Here is a 20746-nt window from a genome sequence, read left to right as displayed (position 1 = left end):
TGGACCTATCGTTCCGGAAATGACCGGGAACACGACTGAAGTGAGCGTGATTATTCCGCTCTACGGAGAGCACCGAGGACGGACGAGCATCCCCGCCGTGACCGCAGCGTGGCTGGCCCAGGACGTGCCCTGCGAGGTGGTCGTCGCCACCGCGGGCGACCTGTCCCTCGGCGACACCGGCGGTGCCCGGCTGGTGCGCGCCGCTCCCTCGCTGCGCGCGCCCGGGCTGCTGCGCAATGCAGGGGCGGCGGTGGCCCGCGGCCGGATGCTGTACCTCTCCGACGCCGACGTGGCACCGCTGGGGCGCGACTACCTGAGCCGGGCCCTCGCGGCCGCCCGGCGCCACGGGGGCGCCTGGGCGCAGCCGTGGATGTACCGGATCGACGCGAGCGCGCCGCACACCGGAGCCGTCGATCTGCGCCCCCGGCCCAGCCGCGACGGCCGGCCCTACTGCATGGTGACCGCGAGCCCCGGCGGGGTGCTGCGCCCACTCTCCGGCGAGGTCATCGTCCGGCGCAGCATGCTGCACTGCGGTGCGGTCACCGAGGTCCCCGTCATGTACCCGACTTCGGGGCACGCGCCGGACCCGGAGGACCGGCGCGACTGGCGGGCTCCCTTCCACTGGGGCGCGATGCTGCTGGAGCACCGGCTGTTCGACGAGGTCGGTGGCTATTGCAGGCGCTACTACGGCTGGGGCGGCGAGGACGACGACCTGTTCGTGAAGGTCGCCTCGCGGACGCCGGTGACCATGGCCTGGTCCGACGCCGGTACGGACATCAGCTGTCTGCACTTCGAGCATTCCTACCCTTACAGCGGCACGCCGGAGCGGGAGGCCAACAGCGCTCTGTACGCGCGGCGGACGGCCGAGGGGCCGGACGCGATGATCGAGCAGGACGTCGCCGACGTGCGGTCGGCGGCCCGTGCCTGAGCCCGCCGCGGCCGCTCGCCGGACTCACGGCACCAGCTCGTAGCACTCGACCCCCTGCCGGCCGGCTGCGGCAGTGCGCCGCAGCCGGTGCCGGGGGAATCGCCGTTCGGTCAACGGTCGTCGCAGCATGCGCCGGTAGCGGTCGAACGCCTGCTCCAGGCGGGCGCGCTCGACCGCCCGTGGCACGCGCCGGCCCTCGTGGCGCAGATGGAAGGACACCCATTCCGGCGCGGGCACGACGAAGATGCCACTGGCCGCCATCAGAGCCCCGAAGGCCAGGTCCTCCGCGCCCCAGCGGGTGGCGTACTCCTCGGGAAACCCGCCGACGGCCACGGCGTCGGCGCGCTTGGCACAGAGGCTGTGGCTGCTGACCATGCCGGGCAGGTCCCAGAAGCCGATCACCCGGCCGCGCCCGAAGTCCTTGTAGTACCTGCTCTCCTTGACGAGCTCGAAGGAGGTCCGGTCGCAGCGCGGGACGTCCCGGTCGGCGGTGGTCAGCAGGTACCGGTCGCCGCCCCGGTCGCTGATCCACCGCCAGTCCCGTTCGATGCGCGGCGTGTGCACACCGTCCGGGGCGAAGAAGACGTCGGGGCCGGTGTCGTCCCGGAATCCCGTAAACAGGCAGCCCTCGGTGTGCTGCTGGCGCAGCGCCAGCAGGCCCGTCATGGTCCGCGGAACCCGCATGTCGTCGTCCAGGAAGATCACCGTGGAGCCCCGGGCCACGGTCAGGCCGATGTTGCGGGCCGCCCCCGCGCCCAGGCTGACGGAGTTGCGGACGACCGTCACCGGCACCGTGAGGCCCGCGCCCGCATCGAGCACCGCGCGGCGCACGGGCGGGTCGGAGCCGTCGTCGACGACCACCACCTCGAAGCCTCGCCAGAGCTGGGACTCCAGCCCGGCCAGCGTTCCGGCCAGCGACCGGGCGCCGTTGTAGGTGGCGATGACCACCGAGACCGGTTCCGAGATCCCCTCCGGCATACGGTCGAGGGGGCCGGCCAAGGCCGGGCCGGTCGGGGCGGGACCGGTCAGGGCCATGGCCGTCAGGGCGAGGCCGGTGCGGGCGCGGAAGGCTCGTTCAACCGCGGAATAGTCGTTGCCGTGCGCCCGCAGGCCGTCCAGAACAGTGGCTGTCGCGACCGTCCTCGTCACGAACGCCTGACCAGGTAGGGCGGCATGGCGAGCAGATCGATGTCCGGGCTCGCCACCACGAGGTCCACCCCCTGTTCGGGCGTGAGCACCATCGGCTCCCCCTTGATGTTGAGCGAGGTGTTGACGACCCCGGGCAGTCCGGTCTCCTCTGCCACCGCGGCGAGCAGCGCTCCGAACCCGGTGTCCGCGTCGGGGACGAGCTGCGCCCGGGTCGTACGGTCCACGTGCACTCCCGCGGGCGCGCGCTCGATCCGCTCGCGCCCCACCAGGTGCATGTTGAGCATGTAGTCGCTCAGCCCCTGGACCGGGGGCTCCATGTCCAGCGCCCGGAAGCCCTCGGCGGTCAGCGAAAGGGCGGCGGGCCGCCAGGGCTCGCGTCCCTTGACCCGGTTGAGGCGGTCCAGCGTCGTACGGTGCCGGGGTGAAGCGAGCAGGCTGCGGGCGCCCAGCGCCCGGGGCCCGAACTCGTTCGGGCCGTCGAACCAGGCGACCACCTCGCCCTGCGCGATCGCGGCTGCGACCTCAGCCAGCAGCCGGTCCTGCTCCAGGGCGACAGCGGTGCAGCCCGCGCGCTCCAGCGCCTTCTCGACCGCCCCGGTCTGCACCGGTGGCCCGAAGAAGACGGGCTGTCCCACCTCGGCGGGAAGCGGGGCGGGCATGGTGCCGAACAGTGCCTCCGCGAGCAGCGCGGCGCCGAAAACCGTCCCGCCGTCGTTGGGCGCGACCGTGCCGGAGACCCTGGCGTACCCGCTCTCCAGCGCGATCCTGCGATTCATGTGAGCGTTGAGCGCGACGCCGCCCGACAGCAGCAGGGTGTCCTCGCCGGAGAGCCGACGGGCCCGGGCGGCCAGGGCGAGCCCGGCCTCCTCCACGGTCAGCTGGGCGTCGGCGGCGAACGGCGCGTAGTCGAAGGCGTTGGCCGAGGAGTCCGTGTACGGGAACACGTTCTCCGCGAAGGCGGCGAGCCACTGTTTGCCCAGCTTCTCCCAGCTCGGGCCGCCCGCCAGATCGCCCCGCAGCCGGGGGTCGAGGGAGAAGCCGCCGGTCGCGGCGTCGAAGGAGATGAACCGCATGTCGCTGGTGCGGCCGTAGGAGCTCAGCCCCATCAGCTTGCCAGCGCCCCACCAGCCCAGCTTCGCGTACGCGGCCGCCGCGCCGTAGAACATTCCCAGCGACCAGCACTTGTCGTAGCGCTCCAGCAGCCGGAAGCGGCCGTGGTCGACGTGGAAGAGCGAGGTCGAGCCGTCACCGCCCCAGCCATCGGCGACCAGGATGTCCGCCGTCGCGTACGGGTTGAGGAAGTAGGCGCCCGCAGCGTGGCACAGGTGGTGGTCAAAGAACGTGATGTCACGTGTGCCCAGACGGGAGGCAAGGTTCGGCAGGATCGTCTCGGTCAGGGCATCGGTGACGTGCACCCCGCAGGGAATGCCGGGTGCCTGGGTGACCGGGGTGCCGGGTGGTGCGTCCGCCCACGCGTAGCCGATCGCCTGGATCTCACGTGGATGCACGCCAAAAGCGTCCAGCAGCACGCGCACGGCATCCTCCGGGCCCTCTCCCTGGGCGTGCCGTCGGCGGCTGACGCGTTCTTGCTCCAGCGCACCGACCACCTTGCCGTCGACGGCGAGACAGACTGCGCCGTCGTGACAGCCGGGGACATCGGGGCGGCCGACGAGACCGAGGACGATCATCCGCACCTCCAGGAGGACAGGGCATGACCTGCCGCACCAGAGTGACGCGGCGTGGCCGCGCGACCCCGCGCCTGTTCGACGGATGTCCCGTTTCACTCCTCAATCGGCCGGTTCGGCGGACTTGCGGATCGCAAACAGGCGGGCGATGCCGTGGCGCTCCGTCGGCGCCGGCGCCTGCGCTCAGTCGTAGGGTCTGCCCATGAGCCGCTCGGTGACGCGGAGAGTCGGTTCTTGCGGATCCCGCCTGCCGTCGGGCGGGCGCCAGCCCAGCCTGGCCACGGCGATGAAGGCGACGGCCTGCCTCCAACCACCTCTCCCCGAGATCCGCAGGACGTCCTCGGCGAGCACGTCCACCGGATCGTCACGATGCCCGGCGATCCGCCCGTCCCCACCCCTCATCCGCCCCCGCAGAAGCTCGTACTCGAAGGCGAGACGTGCCAGGTCAAGGCACCGGTCTCCGGCGTTCAGCAGGTCGATGTCGACGATCCCGGAGAGCCTGTCGCCGGCCACCAGGACATTGGTGAAATTGAGGTCACCGAACACGAGGTCGGTACGCGGTTGCGGAGCCGGAACCGCCGCCAGCCACGCCCCGAGACGATCGCACAGCCGGGCCGCCCGTGCCGAACGAGCCCGTGCGGCGGCCCACCAGCCCATGGCGTCGTCGCGCACGGCGGCCGCGATCCAGCACTGCTCGCGCGGGCCCCCCTCCCCCGCTCCGGCCTGCAGCTCCACCGCGGCCCGTAGCTCCTGCAACGCTTCCGGGCCCGGCCCCCTCACTGCCGGAGCACCCGGCATCCGTTCCTGCACCAGCGTGTACCCGCCGGGCGACGGCCCATGGACGAGCGTCCGGGCCGTCGGGTGACCACGTCTCCGCAACTCGTCGCTGCGCGCCACCCGTTCCGTGATGCCGTGACCGTCACCGGCGTACCACTTCACGACCACCGGCCCCTCGTCCGCCGTCACGGCGAAGAAGGTCGTCCCCCTACCCCGGGGCGCGGCCGTCACATCGGCTACATGGAGACCGAGCTGCCGGGCGGCAGCCCGAGCCCGCTCCGCCATCGCATTCGACATGCCGGTGCCCTGCCCCGCGCGCAACAGCGGTATGCATGAGAGACAACGCCCCCTCGCAGGAGGGGACATTGCGGACTACTTGGCGCGTACCTTGCGCCCCTTCGGCGGCTCACATTCCTTCGCGGCCGCGATGAAGGGCTTGAGCGCATCATGGAGCTTATTCAGCGAGTCGGGCCCGAGCTCGATCTGGTAATACTGGACAGACGGGATCAACCTGGTTTCGAATTCGCCGCTTCCGTCCTCATCATTCTTCGCCGCTCCCACCCGCACTTCCATACCCGGGACTGCGAACGTGTGCAGATGGACGTCCCCCGTCACGGTCGGATCGAGGTCGTCGTAAGCTTCCACCTTCACCCATGCGTCCTGGGTGATCGACTGATCTCCGACCGTCAATGTTCTGTCCCCCTTCCGCACACCCGGCTCGCTTTGCCGCGATTCGTCTACCTCGATAAACCTGGTACCCATCAACGCCCCTTCTCAAGAACAATCAAATCCTAGCTGCTGCTGGGGAGTTGCACTCAATCGGGAAGACGCCGCGATGCCGCTACTGCTCCCGGACACCCTTTAACTGCCGTCTCAATGGGTGAGTCGGCGGCAGCAGATGAGGGTGTGCGCACGATGCCGGCGAAGGACAGGAGGCGACTGGCTTTGCGTTCGCAGCACCGGTGGGGGTGCGGGTGTCCGGCGAGCCGAGGGTAGGTGCCTGGTATCCCGGCGCGGCAGACCGTGCAGACGTTGTCCGAAGCAAGGAACGAGCCGCTGACGAGAGATCGGAGCCGCGTAGGCAGGTGGTGACCATCCGCACGATGTCGGACAAGGCCGGCACACGACCGGCGCACCTGTACTGCCGGGGCGGCCGGGTGCACCGGCATCTGGCAGTTCCCGGGGCCTATGCGGCGGGGGGACCCGGCCTCACTACCCAGAGCTGCGTTTGGCCATCCGGACGGGATCACCCGGCCGAGACCGGCAACGCCCGCTTCCGGAGCATGGTCAACCGGTAGCCCCAAACCTGAGCTGGGCGGCACGGCACCAGACAGGTTCGGCCTGCCGACGAGGAGCCCACCCTCCCCATGCGACCGGGTCCGACCCGGTGGGGCATGGCCTGCCCGGCTCCGTGACCGGCACGAGTTCCCGCCTTCACGAATGCCGCACGCCGCCGTCGGAGAAGGAAACGGGAAACAGCATCGATCGCCTTGCCCGTCCAGGAGGGGTTGCCGCACTCTTTCGTGCAGCAGCACCTCGGCCTGGACGGACGGGCTTGGGAGGTTTCCGTGCCACAGCCGTCCACCGAGTTCGGCGAGGAGCTGAGGAAGCGGCGTCTGGACGCCGGACTGAGCCTCACGGCCTTGTCCGGTGCCGTGCATTACAGCAAGGCGCAGTTGAGCAAGGTCGAGCGAGGTCTCAAGGCACCCAGTCGTGACCTCGTTCGGCTGTGCGACGCCGCCCTCGGTGCCGGCGGAGCGCTGACTGCCCTGGTCACCCAGGTTGCTGCTGACACACCTGACGAACCAGCGCCAGGCCGAGTGGACGAGGAGGAGTGGATCATGCAGTTGTCGCCGGGCGGCCCGAACCGGTTCCACCCCATGGGCCGACGAGAAGTCATGAGCGCCGGCGCCGCATCGCTGATGGCATGGCGGTCGGACCCGACGGGCCCGGCCTCCCCGGCCTCGGGCGCCGGCATGCTGGAAGCCTCCCGCTCGTTGTTGACGCACTACCGGCGGCTCGGTCAGACCGTGGAGCCGGGTCTGCTCCTGCCCGTTTTGATCGCGCAGACGCACACTCTGCGGGAACTGTCCGCTCACACCGACACCGGCACCCGTCGGCAGCTGCTGGCGCTCGGATCCCGGTACGCCGAGTATGTCGGCTGGCTGGTGCAGGAGACCGGGGATGAACGTGCGGCACTGTGGTGGACGCAGCGAGCGGTCGATATGGCAGCCGCCGGCGGCGACCCGGCCCTGGCTGGCTACGCGCTGATTCGTAGGGCCTTGGTCACGTTGTACCGGGATGACGCCGAGCAGACGATCGCCCTGGCCCGCCGCGCTCAAGACGGCACGCTGCCACCACGGATCCGCGGGCTTGCCGCCCAACGTGAAGCACAAGGCCACGCGCTTGCGGGCAATCTCCGCGCCTGTCTGCGCGCCCTGGAGCGCGCTCGCACGCTTCTCGAACGCCAGGAGGACGGCTCCGACGAGCCGGTGATCGGCACCATGCACCTTCCGGACCCGGTCGGCATGGTCACCGGCTGGTGTCTGGTCGATCTCGGTCGGCCGCGGGAAGCGAGCGAGGAACTCGAGCAGCAACTCGCCCTGGTGAGTCAGGACGCAGTGCGTACGCAAGTACGGTACGGCGTGCGCCATGCGCTCGCGTATGCCTCGGCCGGCGAGATCGACCACGCGTGTGCGCTGACGACCACACTGCTCGACGGCGTGGCGACGGTGCGCTCAGCGACCGTCACGATCGATCTGCAGCGCCTCGCCCGAGTCCTGGCCCGGCATTCGACTCACCCTTCGGTTCGTCGGCTGGGGCCGCGACTCGGCACGGTATCGCACCTATCCACTTCATGAGGGAGAACATCGCCATGACCGGAGTCTTCATCAACTACCGCACAGGCGACGGGGAAAAGACCGCGGCCCTGATCGACCAAGAACTGACCCGTCGCTTCGGCCGGGAACACATCTTCCGTGCGTCGAAATCCATCGCCCCGGGCCAGAGCTACCCGGAAGCCCTGCTGACCACGCTGCGACGCAGTTCCCTCCTCCTAGCCGTTATAGGTCCGGACTGGACGAGCTTCCAGTCCCGCCTGCACGACCCGGAGGACTGGGTGCGCAGGGAGATCGTCGAGGCGTTCACCTGTGAAGTCCCGGTCGTTCCCGTTCTGGACGGCCGGAAGACCGACCGGCTGGGCAAGGCCGACCTGCCGCCGGAACTGGAGCGGCTCGCCGACCTCCAATCCATCCGGTTCGACACGCACGAGACCGAGACCGGCATCAGGCGCATCGGCGATCTGGTGGCCGAGATGGTCCCCGGGCTGCATGACCTGGCCGAATCCGATCGGCCGTCCCTCGAGCCGGGCACTGTGGCCAACTCAATCGGGGACGTGGGCGGAACAGCCGTGCAGAGCCGTGACTTCACCGGCGACGTCGGCACCGTCGTGAAGGGCTCTCGTGGCCCTGTCCACACGGGCAACGGCCACATCTACCAGAACTCCCGACACGTATCAGGTGACCGGCACATCTCAGGCAACGGGATGACGTACTTCGAGGGCGACAATCACGGCAACATCCAGCACCGGTTCGGTGAGCCGGACCGGCGCGAGGATGAGAGCAGGTGAACCAGCCCGGCGGTACATGGGTCGAGAACCCGCGGGGTGTCACGCACACGGGCCCCGGCAACATCTACGTCAACGTCGGCGCCCAACTGCAGGACTCGGACAAGCCGGCCTTCCGGCGGGCCGCCGAAGATCAACTTCGCTGGCTGCGGCGCGTCTTAGTCGACCCCGTCAACATGGGCAAGGCCCGCGCCACGCTGGCCGAGACCGGCAGCGTCATCCTGGACGGCACCCCGGGCAGCGGCCGCACCTCTGCGGCCCGCGTGCTCCTGCGCGAATACCACCAGGACAGCGGTGTCTTCCACGAACTCCTGCCCGGCGAGGAAGACGAACTGTCCCTCCACGACCCGGCTCTGGTCGAAGCCGGTGACCAGCTGCTGCTGGACCTGTCGGCTGCCGACGACCGCCAGTGGTCAGCGGCGCGGGCCGACCTCTCCGCCCTCCGCAAGGCCGTCCATGAACAGCACGCACATCTTGTCGTAGTCATGCCGCACGGCGGCATCCTCGACCCTGGCCTCCAGTACTACCGGGTCGAAATCCAGCGGCCACCCGGCCTGAACGTCCTCAGGCGACACCTCCGCGTGCACGGCGTGCCGTACGAGCAGTACATGCAGTCCGATCTCACCGTCGCCGAGTTCTTGGATGAGAAAAGGCCCATGCGGGAAATCGCGGACTTCGCCGACCTGGTCCGCCGCGCCCGCGATACCTCTCGACCGGACAAAGGGTTCGCGCAGTGGTGCGCGATGGCCAAGAAGGCACGGAACGACCAGCGAAAGCAAGTCACCACACTCGTCGCGAGATTGAGCGAGGCTTCTCAACGAGCATTGCTGATCACCGTCGCCATGCTTCACGGAGCGCACGCCGACGTCATCCACCGTGCGGCCCAGATTCTACTGCGCGCCCTCGACTCCCCGGCAGACGGGATCCCGCTGCTCCAGCACAAGGACCTCGCCAAGCGGCTCGACGAGATCTCAGCCGATACCGGGCCGGATGGACACGTACGGTTCAAGCAACTGGACTACGACTCCGCCGTCCGGGCACATTTCTGGGACTTCATGCCTGACCTACGGCCGCACCTCGGCACTTGGACCGCGAGCGTCGTGGATCTCAACGACCCGCACGTCGTCCCTGCCGTTCGTGACGATCTGGTAGCGCGCATGTCCGATCAGTATTTACGGACCGGGCGCTGGGACGGTCTGGCATCTCTCGCCGAACGATGGAGTTCCGAGTCAGCGAGCAAGGAGCGGCTGGAGGCTGCCGTCCATGCGCTCACCTGTGGTCTCACTGATCCGGCCCACGACAGAGAATTCCGCAAGCGGATCTATCAGTGGTGTGCTGAGCGTCGTCTCAGGGGGGAGTTTGCGCAAGTACTCGTCCAGGTCTGCGCCGATGTCCTTGCGGCCAGTCATCCGGATCAAGCCCTGCTCAGGTTGTACTACCTGGCCCGGCGTGAACGCGGCACAACACATGCCCTGCAAGCGTTGTGCGACCTGGCGTCCAGCAGCCGGCGGCTGCGAAGAAGGCTCCTCGACCGCCTGGCTCGATCCGACCTCTCGCTGCCCGACCTCGGCATCTTCCTGCGAGCCTGCGATCCGGTGCCGCTGACGGACCCCTCCGGCACCTCACGCGCACTGGTGGAGGAGAGCGGCGTGCAGCGCTCCCTGACCACGTGCTGGCATGCGGTACTGGTCGAGCTGCCGCGGGCGACGTGGCAGCCACGCGCAGAACACTGGCTCCACCTGGCGGCCGACGACACCGGACACCTGGGTGCGGTTCTACTCGACATCCTCGTCAACGCTGCGGATCGGTGCGAGGGAAGGCGGGGTGATGCCTTCGCCGCACTGTACGCGAGCGCCCGCAAAGCCGAACGCACTGCTCCGGGTCGCCCCGCTCGCTCCGTCGCAACCACCGAACTGCTACTCCACAAGATCAGCGTGGCACAGGGCCTCGGCCCAGCCGCCCCGCCGCCAGCATCAGCCGGGGAGACTCGACCGTGACGACCGCACGAAAGACGACAACCGTCTTCCTCACCATTCTGTGCGCCCTCCTGCTGACCATCGTCGGCCTGACACAACGGTGGCCCGCGTGGACGTGGCCGACGCTGGCCGTGCTTCTTCTCGTTGTCCCCGCTGCAGTATTCCGGGTCGCCTCGCTGCGCCGCGGCTCCATGCCGGTCAGCTTCGAAGAACAGCTCACTGCCTCCCCCGTGGAACGCACCGACTGCCACGTCGGCCAAGTGGCACTGCCAAGTCTCTGGGCCGACTACGACTTCCTCTTCTCGGCGACCGTACGGTGGTACCTCATCGAATCCCCCGGAAAAGCTCCACTCCTCAATCCGGCAGGGCTGGCCAGCGAGGCAGTCCTGAACCGCGCCCGCGCCATCACCAAGAATCGGGAACCGGGCCAGGCCTCGCTCGTTCAGCACGAGCTCAGCGGTGCCCTGAGTCATATGTGTCCGGACTCCACAGGGCACCTCCAAGCCATGGCGGAAAACATCAACCTCACTTTACTTGAACAGGACCAAGAGCGTTTAAGCAGGCTAGCCAAGGTACGCAAGGACAAGGCGGTGTGGGAGCACCAACGTAAATATGAGCAGAGCAAGCGCCAGTACTTGGGCGAGGACGTACTCAAGGACACCGGCAGTGCAGTGGTCTGGTGGCTCGCCAAGAACGACGAGCACGTGGAAAGGACGGTGGCGGACCTTGCTCTAATCGCACAGCTCACCTCCGCAGCCAATGACAGTGACATTCCCGAGCGGCTTCAAAACCTCCTGTCGCAGCAGTCTGAGGGACTGGCCGATCCGGAATTATTGGAGGAGAGCCCCACTCCAGCGCCCCACGAACGGACAGCCGTGGACCATCTCGCGGGGTTCTTCGACGCCGTGGGCTTCCTGGAGGGAGACGTTCGGCGAGCGATGGTGGCCAAACAAATATCCGGCATCATCAAGCAGCAGAACCGCTATGAGACAGCCGAGAGCTTGCTACGTCGGTTCGATCCGCCGACGACTTTCACGCCCGACGACGGCGAGCAGCCGAATCACGAAACGGACGATCCCGACGAGACGTCCGGGCCCCCACTCACCTAGGAGAAGACGATGGACAGCGAGTTGGCCGCTATCGCCGCGACGGGAGCAACCACGCTGGTCTCCCTCATGGTCACCGATTCATGGACACGCGCCCGTGAACTTGTCGGACGATTCCTATCACGTACTGGTTCGGACGCCGCAGCAATCGCCGACCTGGACAACGCCAGGACCCAACTGCTCGCTGCCGAAGCGGCAGAAGACGAGCAGGCGGCCTCCGACGTAAGGACCCACTGGCACGCCCGCCTGCAACCGCTCCTCGAAGCCGGGTCTCTCACCAGCGACGACCTGCGCGTCCTGCTCACCTCGTTACAGCAGCTCGCCGCTACCTCAGCGACGCGTCAGGGGACCGTTCACAACAGCGTCAACGGCGGCGTTCAACACAGCCCCGTCATCCAATCAGGCCGCATTACCGGCCTTACCTTTCACGTCCACCACCCGCCGAGCGACGGTCACTGAGGCCGACGTCCCCACGATGATTGCCTGGAACCGGCCCGAACGCGCCCAGTCCATCGCCGAGCCGGCCGCCGACGACCACAACCCCGAGGCGCCTCACCTGCTCCTTGAGTGAGACGGGACAGCCTGGGCCATAGTCGGCGTCGCCGACAACGCCGACGAGGCCCGGAAGCCCCTGCGCGCCGACCCACCGCTCGCACCCCCGGCTCGGCCAGGGCAAGGGGCGGCACCGGCGGACTCCCAGGGCCGGGTGAGGGCCTCCCGCTACGGGGTTCCACTCCCCTACGGGGTCATTCATGCGAGCGGTCGTCGACGCATGGCGGCGCCCACACCAGGGAAATCATGCGGTGCCATCACCCAGTTGATAGAGAAGGGTGTTCCATGCGACGCCACATCCTCAAGACCCTCGGTGCCCTGGCCGCCGCGCTGACGATCTCCTTCACCGCCCCAGGGCCGGCCTCCGCCGCATCCGGTCAGCTCGTCCTCAACGGGCGCGCCTTCACTAACCCGTCCGGGTGCTACCGCAATCTGAACGCGCCGCTTTCCGTCCAGAACCGCACCCGAACGGTCGCATTCGTCCACTCCTCCCCTGACTGCACCGGCCCCGCCCAGTCCGTCCCGGCCGGCGGAACCTTCGCAGCAAGCTCGGGACACAGCGTCCGTATTTAAGGGGCGCGCTTCACGACCACGACATGCGCCCCTCACACCGGACTCCGAAGCAGACCTCAGGCACCTGGTACCGAGGCCTGACCGCTGATCATCAGAGCGGGTTGAGGCGGGCCTTGAGCAGGCAGAACTCATTGCCTTCGGGGTCGGCCAGGACATGCCACTGCTCCTGCCCCGTCTGACCGATGTCGGCCGGGCGCGCACCGAGCTTCAGAAGGCGTTCGAGCTCGGCGTCCTGGTCGCGGTCGGTGGCGTTGACGTCGATGTGCAGACGGGACTTCCCCGGCTCCGGCTCGTCCCTGCGACTGAGGATGATCGTCGGCTGCGGGCCACCGAACCCTTCTCGCGGCCCGATCTCGATGCAGTCCTCCTCGCGATCGAGCACGACGAAGTCCAGAACCTCGCACCAGAACCGCGCCAGCACCTCGGGGTCGCGGCAACCGAGCACGAGCTCACTGATACGACATGCCATGACGAAACCTGCTCTCAGCCTAGGATCTGCCGGGAACGCCACACACGAACCTCACGGGCTTCCCGGCGGCGAAACCAATCCCGCGACCGTACCTGACGAGGTGATCACTGGCGAAGTGTTTTGGGCGGGGCCCTATCCGGCAGCCGGGCGTGGAGGCCGGCCACTGCGCGGGCCCGCGCTCCGGCTTCCTGGCGGATGGCCAGGCTTGATGGACGACCCCCGTTCCGGGCCGAGGCTCGAGGCGGGGATAAACAATGGACCAACGCCTGCCGTCTCCGGCCGGTCGCCAAGGTATTCCGGCCGACCTCCGGCGCGGAATCGCGGTGCCGCGTCCGTCGGGACAAGCGGTGCTCGTCGCGCGGTGACAGCAAATACCGGATGAATCGCCCGGCACGGACATCCGGCCTGTGGCGAGGCTCACGACGGGATCAGGACCATAGTGGCGCGCGGCTCCGGAGGACTGGCGGGGACGAATGCACTTCTCCGCGATTCGGCATGCGGGTGGCAGGTGGCCGCGTTGGAGGAAGGGCCCCCGCCCGCCGGGTGAGCGCCGTGACAACCGCCCGGGAACGGACCCGGGCCGGTGCCGGTGGCGGTCACCGGAGGTCGCTCCACCAGCGTTCGACCACGTGTGGGTGCGAGCGCAACCAGCCCATGAGCGCGTTCTCCCCGTACGCCGTCGGCAGAGCCGCCGACCATGGCGAGCAGGCGGGCGCTGGCGGTACGACCAGGAGGCCCGGCAGCAGTCGCCGGACGACACATGAGCAGTGGCATCCGTAGCAGGTGACGCGACGGCTTCTGCTGTTACGGCCTGAGTGCGCAACCAGTCGGTGGTGCACGCAGCCCTTTCGACGCGCGGTGCCCGCACGGGCGTACCTACGGACACCGGATGTCCTGTCAGCACGTTCCATACGTCCAAAAGCCTGCTGTCCAGTCGCCGTCGAGGGTGCCCTGCCGGACCGGCCAGTGACGAGCGGCCGCCGTGTCGGTCCGGTGTCGCCCGCGGTGATGCTCCAGGGCGGATATCACGTGAGCGGTCGCGTCGGGAACCGGTGGGTCACCGGCGGACTGCCAGGTCGGCCACAGCCACGACGCGTCCTGTCCGAAAGGAGCCGTCCGGCGCCTGCAGGCCCTCCAGATGCCGGACGGCATCCCGCGCTTCGGAACGGTCGCCGAAGCGCCATTCGTCCAGGGCGTGTTCGGGCAGTGCGCGCTTGCCGGACGGCCGCCCGGAACTCCGCATCGGCCTGTACGAGAGTGCCAGGCAGGCGAGACCGTTGTCCGTGATCCTAGGATCCGGCGGCACGTGCCATCCACCGTCCGCCGCCTGCAGCCCTATGGAGTAGGTGACGGCCCGAGTGTGCGCGGTGTCAGCACGTCGGGCGGCGCCCCGGCACCGCAAGCCGGAATCTGTTCGTATGGTGTGGACACCACGCGTCTTGTCCGGAAATCGCCGCGCCAGTTGGTGGCCGTTGCGGGGGCTGATTTTTGCCGACGGCCCGCACTTCGACTGGTTTCGGCGCTGCCGGGCGACGCTTCCACAGGCCACTGTGACGGCGAATGACCTGCCGAGAAGGGTGAGGATCATGCGTGAACGCAGTCGGCGCGTCGTCGCCGTTGCAGCACTGACCGCCACACTGGGGACTATGGGCGTCGCCAACGCCGCGACCTCCGGTGCGAGACCGGGACCGCCCGCCACCGAGGGGCGGTCGCTCGATACGTACAGCGTCTTCACGTCCCGCTACAGCGGCCGGTGCCTCGATGTAGCGGGTGGCAGCAGCCTGGACGAGGCGAACATTCATCAGTGGGACTGTGTGGGCGTCGCCAACCAGCACTGGAAACTCGCACCGACCGGTGACGGCTACTACTACATCACCGCTCAGCACAGTGGTAAGTGCCTGGACGTCGATACCCGCGCGGCCAACGGCGACTACGGGGGCAACGTGCACCAGTACCACTGCTGGGGAGGTGCGAATCAGCAGTGGCGACTGGACTACATCGGCGATGGTTACTACTACGTGGTTTCACGGTACAACAGCAAGTGTCTGGATGTGGACACCCGCAGTGGCAATGTGAACGGTGCCAACATTCACAACTGGACCTGCTGGGGCGGAAACAACCAGATGTGGAAGATCGCCCCGGCCTGAAAAAGGGACGGCGAGCCCTGGCAGGCTCAGCTCGGCCATCTGCTCTGCAGCTTCCCCCGCGGGTCGGGGTCTTCCTCCAGCGCGGCGGTCGCCGCCTTCCAGCTGATGTCCTCGGAGCAGAGGGCGCTGCGCAGGAAGGCCGTGGTGAGTTGCTGGATCAGGGCGACGCGGCGGGGTCAGGTCGTCGCCGAGGCAGGTCAGGGCGAGCAGCACACCCGCCTTGACGCGGGGGTCGGACATGTCCTCGCCGGGTATGCCGTCGGAGCCGAGGACACGCGCGCAGCAGCGCGCTCGCCGTCTGGGCGCCCCAGGAGTGGCCTGCCACGGCGATGCGGCTGCGGTCGAGGCGCCCGGCGAGACCTGGTACGGAGGCTTCCAGGATGTCGAGTCCGTCCAGTACAAGACGATGACGGGCAGTTCGCCGCCGGTCGCGGGAGCGGAGACACGGACCTGGAGGTCCTCGCCACGGCCCGGGGCGGGCAGGACGACCGGTTGCAGACCCTGCTGGACGCGGCCGCCGCGGTCTTCGTCGCGTCGGGCGTGGAGGCGCCGGTGCGCGACATCGCCGCCAAGGCCGGCGTCGGGATGGGCACGATCTACCGCCACTTCCCCACGCGGGCGGACCTCGTCATCGCCGTCTACCGCCATCAGGTCGACGCGTGCGCCGAAGCCGGTCCGGCCCTGCTGGCGACGAGCCCGACTCCTCACGCAGCCCTCGGACAGTGGGTCGGCCTCTTCGTCGACTTCCTGGTCACCAAACACGGCCTCGCAGCCGCACTGCAGGCCGACAGCTCCGGCTTCGAGGCGCTGCACGCCTACTTCCTCGACCGCCTCCTGCCGGTGTGCACCCAGCTCCTCGAAGCCGCCACCGCGTCCGGCGAGATCCGCTCCGGTCTCGACGCCTACCAGCTCATGCGGGGCATCGGAAACCTCTGCATCGGCGCCGACAGCGATCCCCGCTATGACGCACGCCAACTGGTCACGCACCTCGTCGCCGGACTACGCCAACCCTTCTGACCAGCCACACCCTTGCCCCGGCCGGAGGCCTTGACCTGGCAAGGTCACGTTGAGATCAGATCTCCCGGTCAGCACCGGCACCCGTGCCGCCGAGCAGGATGAACCGGGCCGGGCAGTGCCGTGGCTGCGACCACTACCCGGCCCGGAGGCCTCAGCCCTGCGACACGAGCGCGAAGGGATCACGCTCGTGCTCGTGCTCGTGCTCGTGCTCGTGCTCGCAGGCGTCGCCGGTCCCGTAAACGTCCCACGCGGGGAACGGGTCGACGGCCGGGATCCCTTCGCCGTCCCGCATGAGGCAGTCGGCGAGGGCGGCCCGGAGTTCCTCGCTGCGCAGATCGGTGCCGATGAAGACCAGTTCCTGCCCCTGCGCACCGTCCGCGTCCGCGCTCCGGAATCCGGAGGGCTCGAAGCGGGCGACGGAGCCGGCCTGCGACCACAGGCCGGTCACCCGGGGACGGCTCACCAGCCGGAAGAACCCCTTGGAGCGCAGGATCCGGCCGTAGGCCCCGCTGTCGAGGCCTTCGGTGACGAACTTCCACAGGCGGCCCGGGTGGAACGCGGCGTCCGAGCGGAAGACCATGCTGGAGATGCCGTACTCCTCCGTCTCCGGGACGTGGTCCCCGTTGAGCTCCATGACCCATCCCGGGGCCTGCTGCGCCCGCTCCAGGTCGAACAGCCCGGTCCCGAGCACGTCGCCGAGGGCCACGCGCCCACGGGTGGCGGTCACGATCCGGGCGGGCGGGTTGAGCCGGGCGAGGGCGGCCCGCAGCCGTTCGGCGCTCTCGGCGTCGACGAGGTCGAGCTTGTTGAGCACGATCACGTCGGCGAATTCGATCTGGTCCATCAGCAGGTCGCTGACGGTGCGCTCGTCGCCCTCGTACTGGTCGAGCCCGCGCTCGGCGAGCCCGTCCCCTCCTTCCAGTTCGGGCAGGAAGCCTGCGGCGTCGACGACGGTGACCATCGTGTCGAGGCGCGCCAGATCGCCCAGGGTGGCGCCGTCGTCGCGGGGAAAGGCGAAGGTCGCCGCCACGGGCATCGGTTCGGAGATGCCGCTGGACTCGATGAGGAGGTGGTCGAATCGGTCCTCGCGGGCGAGCCGGCCGACCTCTTCCAGCAGGTCGTCTCGCAGGGTGCAGCAGATGCACCCGTTGGTCATCTCGACCAGCCGTTCCTCGGTGCGCGACAGGGCGGCCTCGCCGCCGCGCACGAGCGCGGCGTCGATGTTGACCTCGCTCATATCGTTGACGATCACCGCGACGCGCAGGCCCTCGCGGTTGCTCAGCACGTGGTTGAGCAGAGTGGTCTTGCCCGCCCCGAGGAAGCCGGACAGGACGGTGACCGGCAGTCGGCCGCGCACGCCCGTCAGCCTTCGGGGCGCAGCAGGCCGCGCTCGTAGGCCTTGACCAGGCGCTGCGGCACCAGGTGGGCCACGCCGTCGACGGTGACCGGCACGAGGTGCGGCACGGCCGCCTTCCACTGAGCGCGGCGGTGGCGCGTGTTGCTGCGGGACATCTTCCGCTTGGGTACGGCCATGGGTTTTCGGGATCCTCTCCGGTCGGTGCGCAAGCGACGCTATATGAAAATGGATCCCATTACCAACTCTGTCGGCGATCGTCGCCGGCCTTGCCCGTGCGAACGGTGAGCCCTGTCCGGCGGGGACGATGACGGCGGGCGGAATGAGAGCTCCCGGAGGACCTGACCTGACCCGTCGACGACGGGAGGCGAGTTCCGGCCGGAGAGGGTGAATCGCGTGATGCGGACGCTGCGCCTGTTTCATGCTGCCGAACACCCTCGCCGGATCTCGACACCCGACCCTCGGAAGAACCGGAGTTCGCCGATGCGCCCGCGCCCGTGCACCCTGTTCGCCCTGGCTCTCCTCCTGGCCGTGACCACCACCTCCTTCCAGCCGACGGCCGCCGCCCCACCACGGCGGACGGCCTCCCTGAACCACGCCTGTGACTGCGCAGGCCACGGCTACGGCTACGGCTACGGCTACGACGACGTCCTCGATCTACGCGGCGCCCCGACGGCAGCGCTCCCCGGACTCGAAAAGGACAACAACTCGATCAACGTCTTCGCCGACCGTGGGGCTTGGCATGCCTACGCCCTGCCGGCAGCGGGCGCCCCGGGCGGCTACGGCGGATTCACCGGCCCCCTCTACATCGCGCAGGAGTACCCCTGGTGGCTGAGCACCTCCTTCAGCCGCATCCGGCTGAGCCAGGACGGCCGCCCGCTCGACCTCGCCGGCGGCGGACCGCCGCGCTTCACCTCCCGGCCCGGGTCCCTGTTCCAGGCCTACGACCTCGGTGGCGGCCTTCGGCTCACCCTTGAGCTGCGGTACGCCACGCACCGCACCGCGCTGGTAGGGGCCGTGGTGCGTAACACCGGACGCGTCCCGCGCACCCTCGGCGCCGCCTGGACCGGAAGTCTGCTGCGGCCGGCCGAGGCGCCCATGAGTCAGGCGCCGTCGCTGGCCGTCGCGTCCCGGGGCGTCGCGGTCGACTTCGCCAAGGTGCGTGCGGCGGACGATTTCCTCACCGACGGCACCGAACGGTTCGAGGTCCGGCACCGGGACCGGGTGCGTACGACCGTGTCGGAGGACGGGGACTCCTACCGTACGGAACTGGCCGCGCCCTTCACCCTCGCGCCCGGCACGACCCGCTCCCTGGACTGGACCGAGAGCTACACCTTCACGGAGGCCGAGCGCACCGCGGAAGCCGCTGAGGTGCGGCGGGTGCTCGCCGACCCGGCGCGGACCGTCCGGGCGGCGGACGCCCGCTGGCGCGGGTACGTCGACGGCGTGACCGCCGGGGTACCGGCCGGCCGGCGGCGGCTCGCCGTCAAGGCGCTGGAGACGCTGGTGACCAACTGGCGCAGCGCCGCCGGGAGCCTCGCGCACGACGGGATCACGCCGTCCCTCTCGTACAAGTGGTTCGCGGGCGGACTCTGGGCCTGGGACACCTGGAAGCAGGCGGTCGGCACGGCGCGCTTCGATGCGGGGCTCGCCGAGGCGCAGATCCGCTCGGTGCTCGACCACCAGGTGCGTCCAGGCTCCACGACCCGCCCGCAGGACGCGGGGATGGTCCCGGACGCCGTCTTCTACAACGATCCGCGGCGGGGCGGGACCAACTGGAACGAGCGCAACAGCAAGCCGCCGCTGGGCGCCTGGTCGGTGTGGCAGGTCTACGAGCGGAGCGGGAACAGGGACTTCCTGCGGGAGGTGTACCCGAAGCTGGCCGCGTACCAGGAGTGGTGGTATCGCAACCGGGACCATGACCACAACGGGCTCGCGGAGTACGGCGCGACCGTGGACCCCGCCAACGGCTCGCCCGGGCAGCAGCGGCTGGCCGCGGCCTGGGAGAGCGGTATGGACAACGCGCCCCGGTTCGACGCCGCGTCGGGCACCTCGGTCGTGCCGAACCGGGACGGCTCGGGGCGGGTGATCGGCTACTCGCTGACCCAGGAGTCCGTGGACCTCAATACCTATCTCGCCGTCGACCAGGAACACCTGGGCCGGATCGCCGCGGAGCTGGGGATGCGGGCGGCCGCCGGCGCCTGGCGGGCCAAGGCTGCCGCCACCGGCAGGGCCGTACGGGAGAGGATGTACGACCCGGCGACCGGTTGGTTCCACGACACCGCGCTCGGCTCCGGCGCCCGGCTGACGGAGCGGGGAAGGGGCATCGAGGGCGCGATCCCGCTGTGGGGCGGCGTCGCGACCCGGGCGCAGGCCGCCGCTGTACGCGGGCGGCTGCTGGATCCGTCCGAGTTCGGCACCGAGATGCCCCTGCCGACGGTCTCCAAGAGCTCGCCGTACTTCGCCGCGCGGCAGTACTGGCGCGGCCCCGTCTGGCTCGACCAGGCGTACTTCGCGATCGCCGGGATGCACCGTTACGGATTCGGCCGCGACGCCGACGCACTGGCCACGAGGCTGATCGAGAGAGCGGCCGGTCTGACCGGCAACGGACCGATCATGGAGAACTACGACCCACTGAGCGGGGCCGCTCTCAACTCCCCCAATTTCAGCTGGTCCGCGGCGCTGCTGCTGCCGCTGATCGCGGGGCGGCAGCCGGGACCCCGGTTCTGAGGACGGCCGGGCCCGCCCCGCGAGCCGCAAAGGGTCCTGCGGCGTCCGGCGGTCTACTGTCGGATCCGATACCGAGGAGGGCTTCGGATGCGCAGCGTGACCTATTCGATGGGCGTCTCACTCGACGGCTACATCGTCGGGCCGGACGGCGACTTCGACTGGACGGCGCCCGACGAGGAGGTCTTTCGCTTCTGGATCGACGAGATCCGAGAGGTCGGCGTCCATCTGCTGGGGCGACGGCTGTACGAGACGATGCTGTACTGGGAGACCGCCGACCAGGATCCATCGCTCGACGACTCCATGCTCGAGTGGGCCGCGCTCTGGAAGCCGCTCCCGAAGGTGGTGTTCTCCACCACGCTGTCGTCGGTGCAGGGCCACGCCCGCCTGGCCTCCGGCAGCCTGGCGGAGGAGATCGAGCGGTTGCGGGCCGAGCCGGAAGAGGGCGACATCGCGATCGGCGGCGCGACTCTCGCCGCCGAGGCCGCCGCATCGGATCTGATCGACGAGTACCGGGCCGTGGTCCACCCGGTACTCGTCGGCGGTGGCATCCCGTTCTTCCCCCGGCGCGAGCGCCGGGTGGACCTCGAACTCGTCGAGACCCGCACCTTCAGCTCGCAGGTCGTCTACCTCCGCTACCGCGTGGCGCGCCGGCTGTAGC

Annotated in this window: 19 protein-coding genes and 1 pseudogene; 12 read left to right on the top strand and 8 right to left on the bottom strand. The window is 69.2% G+C overall.

Translation table 11 applies throughout. From position 1 onward, the window contains the following. Positions 1–97 precede the first annotated feature (97 nt). Positions 98–928: a galactosyltransferase-related protein gene (locus tag NQU55_RS36820; protein WP_256790721.1), complete on the top strand. Its 831-nt coding sequence runs from the start codon at positions 98–100 to the stop codon at positions 926–928. A 24-nt stretch (positions 929–952) separates the two neighbouring features. On the opposite strand, the gene NQU55_RS15430 is transcribed toward NQU55_RS36820, so the two are convergent. Beyond that, a complete protein-coding gene (locus tag NQU55_RS15430; protein WP_168095230.1) occupies positions 953–2077 on the bottom strand; it encodes a glycosyltransferase family 2 protein in 1125 nt (374 codons plus the stop codon). Further along, the gene (locus NQU55_RS15425; RefSeq protein WP_256790720.1) at positions 2074–3585 is read right to left on the bottom strand and encodes a carbamoyltransferase C-terminal domain-containing protein; all 1512 of its coding nucleotides are present in this window, start codon (positions 3583–3585) and stop codon (positions 2074–2076) included. The genes NQU55_RS15430 and NQU55_RS15425 overlap by 4 nt, the downstream gene beginning before the upstream one ends. On the opposite strand from NQU55_RS15425, the gene NQU55_RS15420 reads away from it, so the two are divergent. Continuing rightward, positions 3580–3792 (top strand): hypothetical protein, encoded by a 213-nt coding sequence (locus tag NQU55_RS15420; protein ID WP_240976810.1) that lies wholly within the window; start codon positions 3580–3582, stop codon positions 3790–3792. The genes NQU55_RS15425 and NQU55_RS15420 overlap by 6 nt on opposite strands. Before the next feature lie 153 nt (positions 3793–3945). Here the strand turns inward: NQU55_RS15420 and NQU55_RS15415 are convergent, their stop codons facing one another. Together NQU55_RS15415 and NQU55_RS15410 are read right to left on the bottom strand one after the other, a co-directional pair. Further along, a complete protein-coding gene (locus NQU55_RS15415) occupies positions 3946–4824 on the bottom strand; it encodes a phosphotransferase (protein ID WP_240976811.1) in 879 nt (292 codons plus the stop codon). A gap of 87 nt (positions 4825–4911) precedes the next feature. Continuing rightward, positions 4912–5301 (bottom strand): hypothetical protein, encoded by a 390-nt coding sequence (locus tag NQU55_RS15410; RefSeq protein ID WP_168095227.1) that lies wholly within the window; start codon positions 5299–5301, stop codon positions 4912–4914. 728 nt (positions 5302–6029) lie between these two features. Between NQU55_RS15410 and NQU55_RS15405 the strand changes: the two genes are divergently transcribed. The 6 genes from NQU55_RS15405 to NQU55_RS15380 all read left to right on the top strand — a co-directional run bounded on the left by NQU55_RS15405 (position 6030) and on the right by NQU55_RS15380 (position 12371). After that, positions 6030–7400, top strand: a complete 1371-nt coding sequence (locus tag NQU55_RS15405; RefSeq protein WP_308402239.1) for an NsdA family TPR-like regulatory protein — start codon at positions 6030–6032, stop codon at positions 7398–7400. Further along, a complete protein-coding gene (locus NQU55_RS15400) occupies positions 7397–8167 on the top strand; it encodes a toll/interleukin-1 receptor domain-containing protein (protein WP_240977007.1) in 771 nt (256 codons plus the stop codon). The genes NQU55_RS15405 and NQU55_RS15400 overlap by 4 nt, the downstream gene beginning before the upstream one ends. Further along, positions 8164–10161: a hypothetical protein gene (locus NQU55_RS15395; RefSeq protein WP_256790719.1), complete on the top strand. Its 1998-nt coding sequence runs from the start codon at positions 8164–8166 to the stop codon at positions 10159–10161. The genes NQU55_RS15400 and NQU55_RS15395 overlap by 4 nt, the downstream gene beginning before the upstream one ends. After that, positions 10158–11249 (top strand): hypothetical protein, encoded by a 1092-nt coding sequence (locus tag NQU55_RS15390; protein ID WP_206330057.1) that lies wholly within the window; start codon positions 10158–10160, stop codon positions 11247–11249. The genes NQU55_RS15395 and NQU55_RS15390 overlap by 4 nt, the downstream gene beginning before the upstream one ends. A gap of 9 nt (positions 11250–11258) precedes the next feature. Further along, on the top strand, positions 11259–11705 hold the full coding sequence (locus tag NQU55_RS15385; RefSeq protein WP_168096098.1) for a hypothetical protein: 447 nt from the start codon (positions 11259–11261) through the stop codon (positions 11703–11705). Positions 11706–12083: 378 nt separating this feature from the next. After that, on the top strand, positions 12084–12371 hold the full coding sequence (locus NQU55_RS15380) for a hypothetical protein (protein WP_168096097.1): 288 nt from the start codon (positions 12084–12086) through the stop codon (positions 12369–12371). A 91-nt stretch (positions 12372–12462) separates the two neighbouring features. Here the strand turns inward: NQU55_RS15380 and NQU55_RS15375 are convergent, their stop codons facing one another. Continuing rightward, on the bottom strand, positions 12463–12840 hold the full coding sequence (locus NQU55_RS15375) for a VOC family protein (RefSeq protein WP_168096096.1): 378 nt from the start codon (positions 12838–12840) through the stop codon (positions 12463–12465). A 1586-nt stretch (positions 12841–14426) separates the two neighbouring features. Between NQU55_RS15375 and NQU55_RS15370 the strand changes: the two genes are divergently transcribed. After that, the gene (locus tag NQU55_RS15370) at positions 14427–14987 is read left to right on the top strand and encodes an RICIN domain-containing protein (protein ID WP_256790718.1); all 561 of its coding nucleotides are present in this window, start codon (positions 14427–14429) and stop codon (positions 14985–14987) included. A gap of 26 nt (positions 14988–15013) precedes the next feature. On the opposite strand, the pseudogene NQU55_RS15365 reads toward NQU55_RS15370, so the two are convergent. Beyond that, a pseudogene (locus NQU55_RS15365) lies at positions 15014–15485 on the bottom strand (hypothetical protein). Between NQU55_RS15365 and NQU55_RS15360 the strand changes: the two are divergent. Further along, positions 15480–16004: a TetR/AcrR family transcriptional regulator gene (locus NQU55_RS15360; RefSeq protein WP_240977077.1), complete on the top strand. Its 525-nt coding sequence runs from the start codon at positions 15480–15482 to the stop codon at positions 16002–16004. The pseudogene NQU55_RS15365 and the gene NQU55_RS15360 overlap by 6 nt on opposite strands. A gap of 151 nt (positions 16005–16155) precedes the next feature. Here NQU55_RS15360 and NQU55_RS15355 read toward each other — a convergent pair whose 3' ends face one another. Together NQU55_RS15355 and rpmF are read right to left on the bottom strand one after the other, a co-directional pair. Further along, positions 16156–17361 (bottom strand): GTP-binding protein, encoded by a 1206-nt coding sequence (locus NQU55_RS15355; protein WP_256790717.1) that lies wholly within the window; start codon positions 17359–17361, stop codon positions 16156–16158. A 5-nt stretch (positions 17362–17366) separates the two neighbouring features. Continuing rightward, positions 17367–17537: a 50S ribosomal protein L32 gene (rpmF, locus tag NQU55_RS15350; protein ID WP_168096865.1), complete on the bottom strand. Its 171-nt coding sequence runs from the start codon at positions 17535–17537 to the stop codon at positions 17367–17369. 304 nt (positions 17538–17841) lie between these two features. Between rpmF and NQU55_RS15345 the strand changes: the two genes are divergently transcribed. Beyond that, entirely contained in the window at positions 17842–20088 is a 2247-nt protein-coding gene (locus NQU55_RS15345) for an MGH1-like glycoside hydrolase domain-containing protein (protein ID WP_256790716.1), read from the top strand. 87 nt (positions 20089–20175) lie between these two features. Beyond that, on the top strand, positions 20176–20745 hold the full coding sequence (locus NQU55_RS15340; protein WP_256790715.1) for a dihydrofolate reductase family protein: 570 nt from the start codon (positions 20176–20178) through the stop codon (positions 20743–20745). Position 20746 lies beyond the last annotated feature (1 nt).

Source organism: Streptomyces telluris (assembly GCF_024519335.1).
GTDB lineage: Bacteria > Actinomycetota > Actinomycetes > Streptomycetales > Streptomycetaceae > Streptomyces > Streptomyces telluris.
The sequence above is the reverse complement of the archived record's forward strand: the minus strand, read 5'-3'. Positions and strand labels throughout refer to the sequence as shown.

Bases quoted from the DNA above. Each gene is read 5' to 3' on its own strand.
- NQU55_RS15420 (WP_240976810.1), top strand. From the start codon at position 3,580: ATGCACGCCAAAAGCGTCCAGCAGCACGCGCACGGCATCCTCCGGGCC.
- NQU55_RS15415 (WP_240976811.1), bottom strand. From the start codon at position 4,824: ATGGCGGAGCGGGCTCGGGCTGCCGCCCGGCAGCTCGGTCTCCATGTA.
- NQU55_RS15410 (WP_168095227.1), bottom strand. From the start codon at position 5,301: ATGGGTACCAGGTTTATCGAGGTAGACGAATCGCGGCAAAGCGAGCCG.
- NQU55_RS15400 (WP_240977007.1), top strand. From the start codon at position 7,397: ATGAGGGAGAACATCGCCATGACCGGAGTCTTCATCAACTACCGCACA.
- NQU55_RS15385 (WP_168096098.1), top strand. From the start codon at position 11,259: ATGGACAGCGAGTTGGCCGCTATCGCCGCGACGGGAGCAACCACGCTG.
- NQU55_RS15380 (WP_168096097.1), top strand. From the start codon at position 12,084: ATGCGACGCCACATCCTCAAGACCCTCGGTGCCCTGGCCGCCGCGCTG.
- NQU55_RS15375 (WP_168096096.1), bottom strand. From the start codon at position 12,840: ATGGCATGTCGTATCAGTGAGCTCGTGCTCGGTTGCCGCGACCCCGAG.
- NQU55_RS15370 (WP_256790718.1), top strand. From the start codon at position 14,427: ATGCGTGAACGCAGTCGGCGCGTCGTCGCCGTTGCAGCACTGACCGCC.
- rpmF (WP_168096865.1), bottom strand. From the start codon at position 17,537: ATGGCCGTACCCAAGCGGAAGATGTCCCGCAGCAACACGCGCCACCGC.
- NQU55_RS15345 (WP_256790716.1), top strand. From the start codon at position 17,842: ATGCGCCCGCGCCCGTGCACCCTGTTCGCCCTGGCTCTCCTCCTGGCC.
- NQU55_RS15340 (WP_256790715.1), top strand. From the start codon at position 20,176: ATGCGCAGCGTGACCTATTCGATGGGCGTCTCACTCGACGGCTACATC.